This is a genomic window from Arthrobacter sp. P1_B3 (assembly GCF_056406615.1).
On record NZ_JBFTZV010000035.1, the window covers coordinates 1 to 15585 of the forward strand.

16 protein-coding genes are annotated in these 15585 nt (G+C 66.0%); 6 read left to right on the forward strand and 10 right to left on the reverse strand.

Features of this window, described 5'->3' with window-relative positions; all coding sequences use genetic code 11:
• Positions 1-15 precede the first annotated feature (15 nt).
• Entirely contained in the window at positions 16-486 is a 471-nt protein-coding gene (locus AC1D2F_RS21955; RefSeq protein ID WP_476967698.1) for a MarR family winged helix-turn-helix transcriptional regulator, read from the forward strand.
• A 61-nt stretch (positions 487-547) separates the two neighbouring features.
• Here the strand turns inward: AC1D2F_RS21955 and AC1D2F_RS21960 are convergent, their stop codons facing one another.
• The 9 genes from AC1D2F_RS21960 to AC1D2F_RS22000 form a co-directional block, all read right to left on the reverse strand.
• Positions 548-805, reverse strand: a complete 258-nt coding sequence (locus AC1D2F_RS21960) for a hypothetical protein (protein WP_229994867.1) — start codon at positions 803-805, stop codon at positions 548-550.
• Positions 806-864: 59 nt separating this feature from the next.
• Positions 865-2217 (reverse strand): MFS transporter, encoded by a 1353-nt coding sequence (locus tag AC1D2F_RS21965; RefSeq protein WP_476967699.1) that lies wholly within the window; start codon positions 2215-2217, stop codon positions 865-867.
• Positions 2218-2397: 180 nt separating this feature from the next.
• Entirely contained in the window at positions 2398-3102 is a 705-nt protein-coding gene (locus tag AC1D2F_RS21970) for a FadR/GntR family transcriptional regulator (RefSeq protein WP_476967700.1), read from the reverse strand.
• A gap of 10 nt (positions 3103-3112) precedes the next feature.
• On the reverse strand, positions 3113-4240 hold the full coding sequence (locus AC1D2F_RS21975) for an L-talarate/galactarate dehydratase (protein ID WP_476967701.1): 1128 nt from the start codon (positions 4238-4240) through the stop codon (positions 3113-3115).
• A gap of 98 nt (positions 4241-4338) precedes the next feature.
• A complete protein-coding gene (locus tag AC1D2F_RS21980) occupies positions 4339-5259 on the reverse strand; it encodes an AEC family transporter (RefSeq protein ID WP_476967702.1) in 921 nt (306 codons plus the stop codon).
• Positions 5260-5316: 57 nt separating this feature from the next.
• The gene (locus tag AC1D2F_RS21985; RefSeq protein WP_476967703.1) at positions 5317-6645 is read right to left on the reverse strand and encodes an enolase C-terminal domain-like protein; all 1329 of its coding nucleotides are present in this window, start codon (positions 6643-6645) and stop codon (positions 5317-5319) included.
• The gene (locus AC1D2F_RS21990) at positions 6642-8261 is read right to left on the reverse strand and encodes an aldehyde dehydrogenase (NADP(+)) (RefSeq protein WP_476967704.1); all 1620 of its coding nucleotides are present in this window, start codon (positions 8259-8261) and stop codon (positions 6642-6644) included. Before AC1D2F_RS21990 ends, AC1D2F_RS21985 begins: the two co-directional genes overlap by 4 nt.
• A gap of 11 nt (positions 8262-8272) precedes the next feature.
• Positions 8273-9187, reverse strand: a complete 915-nt coding sequence (gene kdgD, locus AC1D2F_RS21995; protein WP_476967705.1) for a 5-dehydro-4-deoxyglucarate dehydratase — start codon at positions 9185-9187, stop codon at positions 8273-8275.
• Between the two features lie 130 nt (positions 9188-9317).
• Entirely contained in the window at positions 9318-10202 is an 885-nt protein-coding gene (locus AC1D2F_RS22000) for a LysR family transcriptional regulator (protein WP_476967706.1), read from the reverse strand.
• 142 nt (positions 10203-10344) lie between these two features.
• On the opposite strand from AC1D2F_RS22000, the gene AC1D2F_RS22005 reads away from it, so the two are divergent.
• The 5 genes from AC1D2F_RS22005 to AC1D2F_RS22025 all read left to right on the forward strand — a co-directional run bounded on the left by AC1D2F_RS22005 (position 10345) and on the right by AC1D2F_RS22025 (position 15005).
• The gene (locus AC1D2F_RS22005) at positions 10345-11346 is read left to right on the forward strand and encodes a Bug family tripartite tricarboxylate transporter substrate binding protein (protein WP_476967707.1); all 1002 of its coding nucleotides are present in this window, start codon (positions 10345-10347) and stop codon (positions 11344-11346) included.
• A 5-nt stretch (positions 11347-11351) separates the two neighbouring features.
• The gene (locus AC1D2F_RS22010; RefSeq protein ID WP_229994857.1) at positions 11352-11939 is read left to right on the forward strand and encodes a tripartite tricarboxylate transporter TctB family protein; all 588 of its coding nucleotides are present in this window, start codon (positions 11352-11354) and stop codon (positions 11937-11939) included.
• A gap of 9 nt (positions 11940-11948) precedes the next feature.
• The gene (locus AC1D2F_RS22015; RefSeq protein WP_229994856.1) at positions 11949-13481 is read left to right on the forward strand and encodes a tripartite tricarboxylate transporter permease; all 1533 of its coding nucleotides are present in this window, start codon (positions 11949-11951) and stop codon (positions 13479-13481) included.
• A complete protein-coding gene (locus AC1D2F_RS22020) occupies positions 13478-13882 on the forward strand; it encodes a universal stress protein (RefSeq protein ID WP_229994855.1) in 405 nt (134 codons plus the stop codon). The genes AC1D2F_RS22015 and AC1D2F_RS22020 overlap by 4 nt, the downstream gene beginning before the upstream one ends.
• A 103-nt stretch (positions 13883-13985) precedes the next feature.
• Positions 13986-15005 (forward strand): LLM class flavin-dependent oxidoreductase, encoded by a 1020-nt coding sequence (locus AC1D2F_RS22025; RefSeq protein WP_229994854.1) that lies wholly within the window; start codon positions 13986-13988, stop codon positions 15003-15005.
• Between the two features lie 29 nt (positions 15006-15034).
• Here AC1D2F_RS22025 and AC1D2F_RS22030 read toward each other — a convergent pair whose 3' ends face one another.
• A complete protein-coding gene (locus AC1D2F_RS22030) occupies positions 15035-15583 on the reverse strand; it encodes a hypothetical protein (protein ID WP_229994853.1) in 549 nt (182 codons plus the stop codon).
• Between the last annotated feature and the right edge of the window lie 2 nt (positions 15584-15585).

The window sequence follows — 15585 nt, forward strand, 5'->3', positions numbered from 1 at the left end:
GCGTAATATTGGGGCATGGACTCACCGGATCCGTCGCGGTCGAAGCGAACCGCTTTTCTGCTGTCCCAGCTCGGGGCGCTGGCTTCGGCACGCTTCGCCGAGCGTACACGCGAGCTCGGGCTGACCCCGAGCGACGCGGGCGTCCTCCGCCTGCTGGGCCGCACCCCCGGGCTGAGCCAGCGGTCCCTCGCCGACCGCCTGGGCGCGGTGCCGAGCCGCGTTGTTCCACTTATGGACTCGCTGGAAACGCGAGGCCTGGTCGCGCGGGTGCGCAGCCGCACCGACCGGCGGAACTACGAGCTTCGGCTGACGGCCGAGGGCGTGAAGGTCCTGGGAAATCTGCGCGGGATCGCCGAACGCCATGAAGCCGAACTCCTGGCCCCGCTCACCAGCGAACAGTCTGCGCAGCTGGGGAGCCTGCTGGCCACGTTGGCCAGCGCCCACGCCCTCGACTCGGACCTTCATCGGGACACGACCCCGGAGTGAAGCCACCCGCAGACACGGGAACATGCCCGTCTGTGCCAGTTCCCGACGTCGTCCGCACGGATCATTTTTCGCGGCAATCACAGTCCTTTTCAGCCGGCGGGCACTGTGGGATCATCCCGATATGGGCGAAAATACTGAACCGCGGGCGACCTTGCCCTCTGGCCCCGAGCGTATGAAGGGCACGCATCACCGCGACGTTGATGGCTACGGAAATCCGATCACTCAGCAGCTTCGCATTGTCGGTCAACGCCGCCGCGAAGCGGAAGAAAAGCTCGACCGGCACTTGCAGGAAGCACGCAAGAGAGACTGAGGGCGGCATGGGGCGACGGAAAGGCAGGCGCCCCTTAGGGTGCCTGCCTTCCTTTTTAGCGTCCGGAACTATTTGGCGGCTACGGCGTACGGCGATGCCTCCGCGGGCGTAGCCACGGGCTCCGCCGCGGTTTCGGTCTTGCGCTCCTTGAGGAAGTAGACCAGCGCGGCGGCGATTGTTGATGCCGCGGCGAGGGCGAAGAGCCCCGGTATGACGCTGCCGGTCTGTTCCTTGATGATGCCGAATCCGAACGGGGCCACGAAGCCGCCGAGGTTGCCCAGGGAGTTGATGATGGCGATGGCCGGCGCCAGGATGACGGGGTGCAGGCCGGACTGAGGGATGGTCCAGAACAGCGGTGACGCGCTCTTGAATCCCATGGCGGCGATGGCCAGGAACACCAGGGCCAGTATGGGGGTGGCGACGGCGGCCGCGAGGGTGCCGACGGCGGCGACCAGGAGCGCAGCCACGAGAAGGGGCCGCTTGGATTTGGCTTTGTCCTGCCACTTGGCCGCGAAGTACATGGCGATCACGGCGCAGACCCAGGGGATGGCGGAGAGGAATCCGACGCTCAGGTCCGTGGTTCCTGGGATCTGCTTGACGATGCTGGGCAGCCAGAAGGTGTTGGCGTAGATGGAGAGCTGCACGGCGAAGTAGATGCCGCAGAGAAGGAGAATCTGCGGGTTCAGGAGCATCTTCCAGCGGTTGATTTTCCCGCTCGTGGCGGTGGCGTGCTGGGCGTCCTCCTCAGCAATCGCCGCCGTGAGAGCAAACTTTTCGCCCGCCGTCAGCCATTTGGCGTCCTCGATCTTGGCGTCAAGGACGAAGAACACGGCGATGCCGACCACCACGGACAGCAACCCTTCGAAGCCGAAGAGCCATTGCCAGCCGCGGAACCCCAGGACGTCGTGGAGGCTGAGCAGCATTCCGGCGATCGGACCGGAGAGCGCGGCGGCAACCGAGGAGCCGGCGATGAAGATCGCCGTCGCCTTGCCCCGCTGCCCGGCGGGTACCCAGCGGGCGAAGTAGAAGATGACAGCGGGGAAGAACCCGGCTTCCGCGGCGCCCAGCAGGAACCGCAAGGCGTAGAACATGGTCTCGTTCTGCACGAACACCATCAGGAAGGAGACGATGCCCCAGCTGACCATGATCCGGGCCAGCCAGACCTTGGCACCGTACTTCTCCATCATCACGTTGCTGGGCAGTTCGAAGATGGCGTACGCGATGAAGAACAGCCCGGCCCCGAATCCGTAGGCGGCAGCGCCGATGCCGACGTCGGCCTGCAGGTGCTCCTGCGCGTAGCCGATGTTGGACCGGTTGAGCTGGTTGCAGACCAGCATAACGAGCATGATGGGCAGTACCCGCTTGAAGAACTTTTTCGTGGCAAAGACCACGTCCGTGACAGCGTTGTCGGCAGACTGCATGGAGATTTCCTTTGAATTGGCGAAGCTGGTCGGCCGCGGCGGGCAGTTGATGTGGCCCTCACCACAGCGATTCTTCACTTTATTCGGCGGCGGTAATGCCCGTCCAACACATAATTTGCATCGCTGGATACCTTGAGGGACTGGATGGCCCCGTTGTAGGCCAGAGGCCAGAGGCCAGGGTCAGCCGTTGCCGGAAGCGGCGGCGCGCAGCCGGCCTCGGGAGTTTGCCAAATGGCTGCGCATTGCCGCCGCCGACGACAGTCCGTCGCCCTCCGCGATGGCGGCGACGATTGATTGGTGCTCATGTACCACCTGATCGAAATGCCCGCGCGCATCGTGCTCGCCCCCGCCCACGAGCCGGGCGCGGGGCATCGCGATCATGGTCTGCCCCAGGGATTCGAGGCAGTCGGAGTAGAAGGGGTTTCCGGAGGCTGCGGCAATGGCCCGGTGGAACTCGTAGTCAGCCTTCATGGCGTGTGCCGGGTGCGCTGCGCTGTCCATGAAGTCTTCAAAAGCCTTCTGGACAGCCTTCAGCTGCCGGTCTGTATGGTTTCGGGCGGCGAGGGCGGCGGCCTCGGACTCCACCGCGATGCGGAACTCCAGCTGCCACAGGCGGTCCTCCAGACTGGCCACGGGGCGGCTCCCGGCGGACTGCTGCGGTCCGTCCGGTGGCGGGGTCAGCGCAAAGCTGCCCCGCCCACGTTCGGTTTCCACCAGTCCCTCCGCCTGCAGCCTGGTCAGGGCCGAGCGGACCACGGTGCGGCTGACGCCGAATTCGTTGATCAGAGTGTTTTCGCTGGGCAGCTTCGCGCCCGGCTGAATAACGCCGTCGACAATGCGGCGGCGAAGATCGCTGGCGAGGTCCGCGGTCAGGTTCCGGCTCATGGCTTCAAGGTTACTTGCCGAATTCCACTGACTCTGTGGTCCAGGCGCGTGCCTGCTCGCTGAGGGAGATGCCGAGCCCGGGACGGTCCGGGACCAGCATGCGGCCGTTCTTGGTTTCGAGGCGCTCGTTGAACAGCGGATCGAGCCAATCGAAGTGCTCAACCCACGGTTCGCGCGGGTAGGCGGCGGCGAGGTGGAGGTGGATTTCCATGGCGAAGTGCGGGGCGAGGCCCAGTCCGCGCTCGTCGGCCAGGGCGGCGAGGCGCAGGAACTGGGTGATGCCGCCGACGCGCGGCGCATCGGGCTGGATGATGTCGCAGCCGTTGGCGTTGATTAGTCCCTTGTGCTCCGCGACCGAGGCCAGCATTTCGCCCGTGGCGATGGGCGTGTCCAAGGCGCGGGCGAGGTCTGCGTGGCCTTCGAAGTCGTAGGCATCGAGCGGTTCCTCGATCCAGACGAGGTTGAATTCCTCCAGCCGGCGGCCCATCCGCAGGGCGGTGGCGCGGTCCCACTGCTGGTTGGCGTCGACCATGAGGGGCACGTCCCAGCCGATGTGCTCGCGGATGCCGGCAACGCGGCGCAGGTCCTCGGCGGTGTCCGGCAGGCCGACTTTGATCTTGATGCCGCCGATGCCTTCGTCCAGGAGGGTGGTAGCGCGGGCCTTGACCTCGTCCAGAGAGGCGTTCAGGAAGCCGCCCGAGGTGTTGTAGGTCTGGACGGAGTCCCGGTAGGAGCCCAGGAACTTGGCCAGCGGCAGGCCGGCGCGTTTGGCCTTGAGGTCGTAGAGGGCGACGTCGATTGCGGCCAGCGCCTGGGTGGCCACGCCGGAGCGGCCGACGGAGGCCCCGGCCCACAGCAGCTTGGTGTAGAGCTTGCCGATGTCGTTGGGGTCTTCGCCGATGATGCCCTCGGCCACTTCCTTGGCGTGCGCGTACTGGGCCGGGCCGCCGGCTCGCTTGGAGTAGCTGAAGCCGATTCCGCTGTGTCCCTGCTCGGTGGTGATTTCGGCGAAAAGGAACACGACCTCGGTCATGGGCTTCTGGCGCCCGGTGAAAACTTTCGCGTCGCTGATCGGGACGGCGAGTGGAAGCCTGGCCGTGGACAGCTTTACGTGGCGGATGAGATCAACGCTGGTCATGGTTCTCCCTGAAGTTCCGGCGAGGCAACTCCGCCCCGCTCAACTTAGGTTACAAGTTATCTACTTGTATAACAAGTGTGGTTCGTGGTTCGCCACAGTCAGCCCAGCAGCCAGGCGATGACCAGCAGGGAACCGGAGCAGAGCAGGGTGGTGCACAGGATGACGTCCCGGGCCACGATCACGCCGCGGTGGTACGGGGACGCGAAGAGAAAGACATTCTGGGCTGTGGGCAGCGCCCCCATGATCACGAGGGCCAGCAGATGCTGCCCCTCGAGGCCGAAAGCGAAGCGGCCCAGGGCCCAGACGATCACGGGCATGCCGGCGATCTTCAGGAAGGTGGCGACGAGCGATTCCGTGCGCCCGTCGCCCTTTTGCAGCGGGGCTTTGCCGGCCAGGGACAGTCCAAAAGCCAGCAGGACCATGGGGACGGCGCCGCCGGCGAGCATGTCGATCGGGTTCAGCAGCAGTTCCGGAACTGTCCAGCCGGTCAGTGCGACGGCCGCGCCGAGGCCGGAGGCGATGATCATGGGGTTGGCGAACGGCTGGAGCAGCAGTTTCTGCCACGAGATCTTCGACCCCGAGGCGAGGCCCAGCACGGTCAAATAGACCGGTGCCAGGACGAGGATCTGCACCAACAGGACGGGAGCCACGTGCTGGGCCGTTCCCACGGCGTAGAGGGAGACGGGGATCCCGATGTTGTTGGCGTTCGCGTAGCTGCTGGCCATCGCCCCGACGGCTGTCTCCGCCACCGGCCGGCGGAAGAACAGGAAACTCAGCAGGGAATAGAGCAGCCCCACTGCCGCCGCGGAGAGCAGCGCCAGCGGGGCATCCGTTCCGAGCGCGGCCCGGATATCGCTGCCGGCCACCACCGTGAACAGCAGTGCCGGGTTGGTGACGTAATAGGCGGTGCGGGTCAGGGCGCCCTGGACTTCCGGTCCGAGGATCCGGAGCCGGGCCGTGAGATATCCGACGGCGATCACGGCGGACACAATCAGGATCCCGGAGACCACGCCGACCAAAATTTGCCCTTACCCTAGCTCTTCACATTGACGTGCCTGTCCCGGCCCGGAATTGCTTCAGCGAACGAGGCAGGGCCGCTTGGGGTCAAAGGACCAGCCGTCAATGTAGTACTGCATGCTGATGCTGTCGTCGCGGGCGTCGAGGCCGTGTTCCAGATACAGCTGGTGTGCCTTGTCCAGGGCGTCGCGGTCCAGCTCGATGCCGAGGCCGGGAGCGTCCGGAACTTGGATCGCACCGTCCTTGATCTGCAGCGGGTCCTTGGTGAGCCCCTGGCCGTCCTGCCAGATCCAGTGCGTGTCCAGCGCCGTGATCTCGCCCGGAGCGGCTGCCCCGGTGTGGGTGAACATGGCGAGCGAGATGTCGAAGTGGTTGTTCGAATGCGATCCCCAGGTCAGGCCGATTTCGGCGCACATCTGCGCCACCCGGACGGAACCGTGCATGGTCCAGAAATGCGGGTCCGCCAAAGGAATATCGACGGCGTTGCTGCGGATGGCGTGGGACATCTCGCGCCAGTCCGTGGCGATCATGTTCGTGGCGGTCTTCAGCCCGGTGGCACGGCGGAATTCGGCCATGACCTCGCGTCCGGAGAAGCGGCCTTCCGCGCCGCAGGGATCTTCGGCGTAGGCCACAACGCCCTGCATGCGTTTGCCCAGGCGGATGGCCTCGTCCAGGAGCCAGGCGCCGTTGGGATCGAGGGTGATCCGCGCCTCCGGGAAGCGCCTGGCCAGGGCGGTCACCACATCCACCTCGGCGTCGCCGGAGAGGACTCCGCCCTTGAGTTTGAAGTCGCTGAAGCCGTACCGTTCCTGGGCTGCTTCGGCCAGGGCCACCACGGCCTCGGGCGTCATGGCTTCCTGCCGGCGGAGCTTTTCCCACCGGTCCGCCGGCGCATCCTCCACCAGGTACGGCAAATCCGTCCGGCCGGGGTCACCGATGAAGAACAGGTAGCCCAGCATGGGCACGGAGCTGCGCTGCTGGCCGTCGCCCAGCAATTCCGCGACCGGAATTCCGAGGAACTGCCCGTGCAGGTCAAGGAGGGCGGATTCGACCGCGGTGACGGCATGGACGGTGGTGCGCAGGTCGAAGGTCTGCAGTCCGCGGCCGCCGGCGTCGCGGTCGGCGAACTCCGCCGCGACGTCCCGCAGCAGGGAGCGGTAGCGGGCCACCGGCCGGCCGGCCAGGAACGCGCCGGCCTCCTCGATGGTGGTCCGGATCTTCTCCCCGCCCGGCACTTCGCCGAGGCCGGTGCGGCCGTCCGAATCGGTGATGATCACGATGTTGCGGGTGAAGAACGGGCCGTGCGCGCCGCTGAGGTTCATCAGCATGCTGTCGTGCCCGGCGACCGGAACCACTTCAACGTGGGCAATGGTGGGCTGCGTGCTCACGCGTTGACCTCTGCTTTCTGTGTTGCTGCGGCATCTTCGACGACGCCGTCGATCCGGCGGTTCAGCCGCCAGGGGTTGGGATCCTGCAGCGGCACCGGAAGCAGTTCCTGCGGCAGGTTCTGGTAGGCAACGGGCCGCAGGAACCGGCTGATCGCCAGGGTACCCACGGAAGTGGTCCTGGTGTCCGAAGTGGCGGGGAAGGGTCCGCCGTGCACCATGGCGTGGCCTACTTCGACGCCGGTGGGCCAGCCGTTGACAATAATCCGGCCGACCTTCTGCTCCAGTACCGGAATGAGCGGTGCCGCCGCGCGGTAGTCCGCCTCGGTCAGCTGCAGGGAGGCCGTGAGCTGGCCTTCGAGCCGGTTGGCGGCGCCAATGAGTTCCTCGGTGGTTGAATAGCGGATCACCAGGCTGGCGGCGCCGAAGATTTCCTGGTGCAGCACAGGGTTGGACACGAACTCGGCAACGCTGGTGCCGAAGATGGCGGGAGCGGGGGCGTTCTGCGTTGCCCCTTCGGTGCCCTCCCCGACGACGCTGACGTTCCCGGCGGAGCCCAGGGCTTCGGCTCCGGCGTTCCAGGACCTGGCGATGCCTGCGGTCAGCATGGTCTGCCCGGCGCAGGAGGACACGGCCCGGCCGACGGCGGCGGCAAAGGCGTCGCCGGCCGCACCGGCAGGGGCGAACAGGAGGCCGGGGGAGGTGCACAGCTGCCCGGAGCTGCCGGTGACGGCCGCAACGTACTGCCGGGCGAGCGCGTCAATTTCTTCGGCGTTGCCGACGATGGCGCCGGGGAAGACGAACACCGGGTTGAGCGAGGACATTTCCGCATAGACCGGAATGGGTTCCGGCCGGGCGGCAGCGGTGCGCATCAGGGCGATGCCGGCGGACTGCGAGCCGGTGAAGCCGACAGCCTTGATGGCCGGATCGGCGACGAGGGCCTGGCCGATGCTGCTGCCCGGACCGTAGATCAGCGAGAACACGCCGGGGTGCAGCCCGGTGTCGCGGACGGCCTTGGCGATGGCCTGGCCGACGAGTTCGCCGGTGCCGGGGTGCGCATTGTGGGCCTTGAAGACCACGGGGCAGCCGGCGGCGAGGGCGGAGGCGGTGTCGCCGCCCGCCGTCGAGAAGGCCAGCGGGAAGTTGCTCGCACCAAAAACGGCGACGGGCCCCAGCGGGATCTGCCGCTGGCGGATGTCGGCGCGCGGCAGCGGAGCGCGGTCCGGCAACGCCGGGTCGATCCGGACGCCGCGGAAGTCGCCCTGGCGGACGACGCCGGCGAAGAGCCGGAGCTGGCCGGTGGTGCGCGCCCGTTCGCCCTGGAGCCTCGCGGCCGGCAGCCCGGTCTCGAGGCCCGCGCGGGTGACGAGCTCCTCACCGATCGCCTCGATGTTCTCGGCAATGGCCTCGAGGAACCGTGCGTGCGTTTCCGGGTCGAGGGTGCTGAAGGAGGGGTAGGCTGCGGCGGCCGCTGCGGTGGCGTCCTTCAGCTGTACCTCGGTGAGCAGCGTGTAGCCGGGCTCGAGCTGGAGGTTGGTGGCGGGATTGAAGGCGTACGCCGTCCTGCCGTCCCCGGCGACGGCCTGGCCGGCAATGATCGAGCGTCCGGTGAGTATCACGGTGCGTCCTCCTAGGAAACGGTGGCGATGAGGGACTTGAGGTCAGCGAGGTCGTGGGGTGCCAGGTTCTGCAGCGGCGGCCGGACCCCGCCGGCGGAGCGGCCAATCGCGTCGAGGCCGCCCTTGACGATCGAGACGGAGTAGCCCTTCACCCGGTCGCGGATATCCAGGTAGGGAATCACGAACTCGTTCAGCTTCCGGTTCACGGCCACCCGGTCCTGGTTCCGGACGTCCTGGTAGAAGTCCAGGGCAAACTGGGGCACGAAGTTGTACATGGCGCTGGAATAGGTGCTCATGCCCAGCTGCAGCAGCGGGAGGGCGAACGTCTCCGCCGTCGGGAGGCCGCCGAGGTAGAACAGGCGGTCGCCGAGCTTGGCGTACACGCGGGCGTCGTGCTCGAGGTCGCCCACGCCGTCCTTGAAGCCGATGAGGTTCTCGTGGCGGTCCGCCAGGGTGGCGACCGTGGTGTCCTTGTAGATCGCGTTCGCACGGTTATAGATGATGACGCCGAGGGACGTGGACCGGCAGATGGCGCTGACGTGTTCGATCAGGCCGCCCTGGTCCGCCTCGGTGAGGTAGGGCGGGAGCAGCAGAATGCCCTCGGCGCCGGCTGCTTCCGCGGCGCGGGCGTTCTCGATGGCCTGGGCGGTCGATCCGCCGGCGGAGGCGAGGACCGGGACGATGCCGCCGACTTCCTCGACGGCGGCACGGACAACGCGCTCGGACTCGGACGGGGTCAGCGAGAAGCCTTCACCGGTTCCGCCGGCCGCGAAGAGGCCGGCCACCGGGAAGCTGGCCTGCCAGGCGAGGTGCTTGCGGTAGTTCTCCTCGTCGAACTGCAGCTGTGCATCGAACGAGGTGACGGGGAAGGAGAGCAGGCCGTCCTTGAGGACGTTCGCCAGTTCCTGGGGTGTGTATTTTGCCACGGTGTGGTCCTCCGGGTGAGCGCCGAGTCGGCGGGGAAGTGCGGTTCCCCTTCAGACTAGGTTTGGTGCCTGATGCCTGTCCAAGTGCATTATTGAATGCATTGATACCTTGAGTGCATTGCAGCGGCTCCTAGTCCAGTTGGAAGTCCAGGCTGCCGAGAAGCCGTGACAGGGCGGGATTGCTCACCTTCCGGCTCCAGATGGCATGGAGCTCCACGGGTTCGCCATGGCTGCTGGCCAGCGGGAGGAATTCGACCCCCTGGATGCCCAGCACCGTGGCGGACCGGGGCACAAAGGCGACGCCACGTTTGGCCGCCACCAGCGAGACCATCGTCAGGATCTGGCTTACGGTGTGGACCACGTTGCCGTGCTGCACCGGCACCATGCGGACCACGAGGTCGTAGAAGTACCGGGCCTGCAGCGGCGAATGCATGATCAGGGCCTCGTCCTTGAGGTCCTCGTTCCTGACAATGCCGCCGCGGCGGGCCAGGGGGTGGCCGGCCGGAACGGCCACCATCATGGATTCGCGGTAGAGAAGCCGCGAGTCGAAAACCTCCTTGTCGAAGGGTGGGCGTGCCAGCCCCAGGTCCAGTTCTCCCGTTTCGAGGGCCTGGATCTGTTCGCCCGTCACCATTTCCTGCAGGTCGACGTCGACGTCGGGGAGGATCGCCGAAATCTCCTCCAGCAGCGGCCCCAGGATACTGAACCCGCTGGCGGCGGTGAATCCGATGCGCAGGAGGCCGGAGCGGCCCGACGCGATGCGGCGGGCGGTGACAGGGGCCCGTTCCGCGAGGGCCAGCAACCGTCTGGCTTCCTCCAGGAAGGCGGTTCCGGCCGGGGTCAGTTGGACCTTCCGGTTGTCCCGTTCCAGCAGTTCGGCGCCGACGGCCTTTTCCAGTTTTTGGATCTGCCGGCTCAGTGGGGGCTGGGTCATGTTCAGCCGTTCCGCCGCGCGGCCGAAGTGAAGCTCTTCTGCCACCGCGATGAATCCTGCCAGCTGGTCAAAGGTAAACATGATGCCTTCCCGGTATCACTCGATGCATATTTGGGCTTAGACATGCATCATAGCCGCTCCCTACACTCGACACAGCGAACCGGCAGTGACGCGGTTCACATGCTTCCGGGGCGCTGGCCCTGACCATCAATGAGGAGTTTCAATGATGTACTTCCCTTCGCGCCGCACCGTACTTGGAGCGGCATCCGCCGTCACGCTCTTGGCGCTGACGGCCTGCGGCAATGTTGCTGGCGGCAGTACCGATTCTTCAAAATATCCGAACGGGCCCGTAAGCCTCACCGTGGGCCAGGCCGCCGGCGGCAGCACCGACCTGATTGCCCGCGCCATCTCCGAGGGCGCGTCCAAAACCCTCGGCGCCCCGATGCCCGTGGTGAACAAGCCGGGCGCCAACGGCGCCCTGGCCACGAAGGAAGTGGCCGGCAAGCCTGCCGACGGCCAGAACCTCCTGCTGGTCACGGCGTCCCTGGTCACGATCACCCCGTTGGCGGTCACCGCGGATGAGGCCGTCAACATTGACGACCTGGACATCATCGCGGGCCTGTCCCAGGACGACTACGTGCTGGTGGCCAGCAAGGCCTCCGGCTTCAACAGCATCAAGGACCTGACCGAAGCCGGACGCAATATCACCTTCGGCACCACCGGCGTGGGTACCGGCAGCCAGCTGGCACAGACCGTCCTCTTCAAGCAGGCCGGCGTCAAGGGCACCGATGTTCCGTTCGACAGCGGCAAGCCAGCCCTCACCGCGGTCCTCGGCAACCAGGTCGAAGTCTCCACCATCCAGCTCGGCGAAGCCATGCCGCAGATCAAGGCCGGGAAGGTCGCACCGCTGCTCGTGTTCTCGGAGGAGCGGAACTCCTTCCTCCCGGACGTGCCCACGGCCAAGGAATCCGGTTACGACGTTCCCGTGGCGCAGTACCGCGCCGTCGCCGCTCCCAAGGGAACCCCCAAGGACGTGAAGGACAAGCTGCTCGCTGCCATCCAGGAGACCTTCAAGTCAGATTCGTACAAGGAATTCAACAAGAAGAACATGCTGACCCCGAAGGAAATCTCCGGCGAGGAAGTCGTCACCCAGTGGAAGGACTACGCGGCTAAGTACAAGTCGCTGGTGGAGAAGTACGACATCAGCCTCAGCGGGACGAAGTGATCCCAGTGTCGTCATCACCTGCAGTGCCCGCCGGAGGGGGAAGCCGCCCGGCCGCCCTTTCCGGCGTGGACGCCGCCGAGACTCCTGCCGACGACCTGCTGGAGGACCTGACGCCGGAGCAGCTCGCTGCGCAGTGGGAGGACGAGAAGCCGCCCGCCGCCGGAGCGCTGGCGAATGCGGCGTCCTCCCTGGTGGTCCTCGGCGTCGGCGCCGGAGCCATGGTCCTGTCCGTTGCGATGGGCCTGGGCACTCCGGCGGCGCCGGAACCCGGGCTGTGGCCGTTCATGATCAGCTGCGTCATGGTGGTCCTGGGACTCTTCCAGTTGATCCTCGGGCGGCACAACCGGGATGCGGAGAAGTTCACCCGCATGTCCGCCGCACCCCTCACGGGGCTCGTCACCCTCGCCGCCATGGTCGCGCTGATGCCGGCCATCGGCTTTGAACTGCCCGCTCTCGTCCTGTGTGTCATCTGGATGCGCTTCCTCGGCGGCGAAACGTGGCGCTCCACCCTGCTGGTAAGCGCGATCGTCGTGGCGGCGTTCTACGGAATCTTCGTCCTTGCACTCAACACCTCCATTCCCCACCTCTTCTAGGAGAACCCCGTGGATTTTCTAAATCCCGTGATCAACGGATTCGTCGTTGTCCTGGAGCCGAGCAACCTCCTGTACTGTCTGATCGGCGTCGTCATCGGCATGTTGATCGGTGTCCTGCCCGGTCTGGGGCCCGCGGCAACCATCGCCATCCTGTTGCCGCTGACCTATAACGTCGAACCCGTCACCGCCATCATCATGCTCGCGGGCATCTTCTACGGCGCACAGTACGGCGGCACCATCACCTCGGTGCTCCTCCGGCTTCCCGGCGAAGCGTCGTCGGTGGTGACCGTCTTCGACGGCTACCAGATGGCCAAACAGGGGAAGGCCGGCACCGCACTCGGCCTGGCATCCATCGGCTCGTTCATCGGCGGGACCGCCTCTATCATCGGCTTGACCTTCCTCGCCCCCGTCGTGGCGAGCTTTGCCCTCGACTTCGGCCCGGCAGAATATTCGGCACTCGCGCTGCTCGGCATCCTCTTGGTGGCCACCATCAGCAACGGTGCCAAGACCAAGGCACTCATCGCCGCCGCCGTCGGCTTGCTGCTGGCAACGGTCGGCCGGGACATCTTCACCGGCGAAAGCCGCTTCACGTTCGGCAACCTGGAGCTGGCCGACGGAATCGATTTCGTGCCGATCGCCATGGGCGTCTTCGGCCTGGGAGAAATCCTCTACAACCTCGAAGAGCGTCACCGCGCCGCCAAGGCACCGTCCAAGGTCACCAACGTCTGGCCGTCACGCACAGACTTGAAGCAGGCCTCCGGCGCGATCGCCCGCGGTTCGGTCCTCGGGTTCTTCCTCGGCATTCTGCCCGGCGGCGGCGCCACCATCGCATCGATGGCTTCCTATGCGATGGAGAAGAAGCGCGCCAAGCAGCCGGAACGATTCGGCAAGGGGGCCCCCGAAGGCGTCGCCGGACCGGAAACCGCCAACAACGCCGCTGCAACGTCGTCGTTCATCCCGCTGCTGACCCTCGGAATCCCGGCCAACGCCACCATGGCCCTGATGTTCGGTGCCCTGCTGATCCAGGGAGTGACGCCGGGCCCGCAGTTGGTGGAGCAGGACCCCGGGCTGTTCTGGGGCGTCGTGAACTCCATGTACATCGGCAACATCCTGCTGCTGATCATGAGCCTGCCCCTCGTGGGAATCTTCGTAAAAATCCTCCGCGTCCGGGCCGCGATCCTGGCCCCGGTCACCGCCCTCATTACACTGCTCGGTGCCTACACCATCAACAACAGCATGTTCGATGTAACGCTCGTCGTGGTGTTTGGGATCGTCGGGTACCTGATGAAGAAGTTCGGCTTTGAACCCGGTCCGCTGGTCCTGGCCTTCGTCCTCGGATCCCTGCTGGAGAGCTCGCTGCGCCGTTCACTACTCGTGTTCGGCGGCGATCCCACGGGCTTCTTCACCCGCCCCATCTCCGCGACGCTGCTCACCGTGTTCGTCCTGGTAGCCGTGCTCCCGGGCATCCGGACTCTGCTGGCGAAGCGGACGACGGCACAAAGCGAACAGCCCATCACCACGAAAATCAAGGAGAAGGTATGAGTATCATCGTCGGTTTCGTCCCCACACCGGCAGGGGAGGCCGCGCTGACCGCCGGTATTGCCGAAGCCATGCTCAGGAATGAAGACTTGGTCATCGTCAACTCCGCACGCGAAGGCGCCCTGGTAGATAAGTCCGTTGCCGCCTCCGACATCCTGGAGCAGGCCGGCCGCCGGGCCACGGAGGCCGGCATCAGGGCAACGGTGATCCAGCCGCCGTACCGTGACGACCTCGCCGATGAATTCCTTGATGTCGCCCGCGAAGTCAACGCATCCCTGATTGTCATTGGCCTGCGGCACCGCTCACAGGTCGGCAAATTCATCCTGGGCAGCCACGCCCAGCGCATCCTCATGCAGGCGGACCGGCCCGTCCTTGCCGTGAAGGCGGACGGGGCCCTCTCTTAGCCGGCTGAGTCTTGGCCGGCTGAGCGCGGCCGCCCGGATCGTGTAAAACGGATCCGCCCTCCATTCCACAAGTCCGGTTTCTCATGAGAAGGTGTGAGTTCTTATGAAAAAGATCGGGTTTCTGTCCTTCGGCCACTGGGGCGACGTCCCCGGTTCGCGTGTGCGTTCCTCCCGGGACGCCCTTCTGCAGGCAATTGAGTTGGCCGTGGCTGCGGAGGAAGTCGGCGTCGACGGCGCGTTCTTCCGGGTTCACCACTTCGCCGAGCAGCAGGCCTCGCCGTTCCCGCTGCTTGCAGCGATTGCCGCGCGCACCTCTCGCCTTGAGATGGGCACCGGAGTCATTGACATGCGGTACGAGAACCCGCTCTACATGGCCGAGGAGGCCGCCGCCGTCGACCTCATCAGTGGAGGAAGGCTGCAGCTCGGGGTCAGCCGCGGTTCGCCCGAAACGGTGCTGGCCGGCTACGAGGCCTTCGGACACCTCCCGGCAGGGGAAGAGTCCGACGCCGACATGGCCCGCCGGCATACCGAGCGCTTCCGGGACGCCATCTCCGGGGCGGGCCTTGCCGTGGCCAATCCGCAGGTCAGCGGGCACAGCGGGCTGGTCCCGATTCAGCCGCTGTCAGCAACGCTTCCGGAACGGATCTGGTGGGGTGCGGGAAACCGTGCCAGCGCCCGGTGGGCCGGGAAGCAGGGTATGAACCTCATGTCCTCGACCCTGCTGACGGAGGACACCGGAGTTCCCTTCGACCAACTGCAGGCCGAGCAGATCGCGGGATTCCAGGAGGCCTGGGCAGCGGCCGGACACCCGCGCACACCGCGGGTGTCCGTCTCGCGAAGCATCATTCCGCTGATCGATGACGAATCCAGGCGATACTTCGGGCTGCGCGCGCAGGCCGACGCCCGGGACCAGGTGGGCTACCTCGACGGCGGGCTGGCGCGCTTCGGGCGTAGCTACATCGGTGAACCCGACCGCCTGGTGGAGGAGCTCGCCCGGGACGCGGCCGTGGCCGCGGCAGACACCTTGCTGGTCACCGTCCCCAATCAGCTCGGCGTGGACTTCAACGTCAGTCTGCTCGAGGCGATTTCCCGCGACCTCCGGCCCGCCTTGGGCTGGGATTGACGACGGCGGCCGGCCTTCGTCGGAGCGCGCTAGGCGGCGCTACTGCTGGTGGTTCCGTGGCCGGCGTCGATTGCCGCCGCAACCAGGCGGTCGAAACTCGCGGTCCCGTTCTCCGGAGGGATCACCGTGAAGACCGCAACCCACTTCTCGGGGGCATGTTTCTCCAGCGTTGAAGCCCGGGCCACATGCAGGTTCAACCCGGGTACGCCGCTGACAAGGAGCGGAAGCTGCTCGCCGCTCTTGGTCATGTGCCGGAATTGCCTGACGGAGAGTTGGTCGCCAGGGCTGCTGGTGACCTCGGCGAGGGTGTCATTGATCCTCTTCGTCAGCCCGCGAAGGAAGCGTCTCTGGGCCGTGACCGTGCGCACCGTAAGAAGGGCGGCGAAGATGAGGGTAAACAACACCAAGGCACCGAAACTCCTGAGGATGGACACGAAGATCATCAGGAACAGGCACAGGATCAATCCCAAAATACTGGACAGGATGAACTTGGTTACAGGGCTTTCGCCCGGCTTCTTTGACCAGCGAACAACAGCGACGATGTCCTTTCGGGGCTGATCTCGCCTAGAAATTTCCATGA

Coding starts and splice junctions, on each gene's coding strand:
- AC1D2F_RS21955 (WP_476967698.1), top strand. CDS start 16: ATGGACTCACCGGATCCGTCGCGGTCGAAGCGAACCGCTTTTCTGCTG.
- AC1D2F_RS21960 (WP_229994867.1), bottom strand. CDS start 805: ATGCCGCCCTCAGTCTCTCTTGCGTGCTTCCTGCAAGTGCCGGTCGAG.
- AC1D2F_RS21965 (WP_476967699.1), bottom strand. CDS start 2,217: ATGCAGTCTGCCGACAACGCTGTCACGGACGTGGTCTTTGCCACGAAA.
- AC1D2F_RS21970 (WP_476967700.1), bottom strand. CDS start 3,102: ATGAGCCGGAACCTGACCGCGGACCTCGCCAGCGATCTTCGCCGCCGC.
- AC1D2F_RS21975 (WP_476967701.1), bottom strand. CDS start 4,240: ATGACCAGCGTTGATCTCATCCGCCACGTAAAGCTGTCCACGGCCAGG.
- AC1D2F_RS22000 (WP_476967706.1), bottom strand. CDS start 10,202: ATGTTTACCTTTGACCAGCTGGCAGGATTCATCGCGGTGGCAGAAGAG.
- AC1D2F_RS22005 (WP_476967707.1), top strand. CDS start 10,345: ATGATGTACTTCCCTTCGCGCCGCACCGTACTTGGAGCGGCATCCGCC.
- AC1D2F_RS22020 (WP_229994855.1), top strand. CDS start 13,478: ATGAGTATCATCGTCGGTTTCGTCCCCACACCGGCAGGGGAGGCCGCG.
- AC1D2F_RS22025 (WP_229994854.1), top strand. CDS start 13,986: ATGAAAAAGATCGGGTTTCTGTCCTTCGGCCACTGGGGCGACGTCCCC.
- AC1D2F_RS22030 (WP_229994853.1), bottom strand. CDS start 15,583: ATGGAAATTTCTAGGCGAGATCAGCCCCGAAAGGACATCGTCGCTGTT.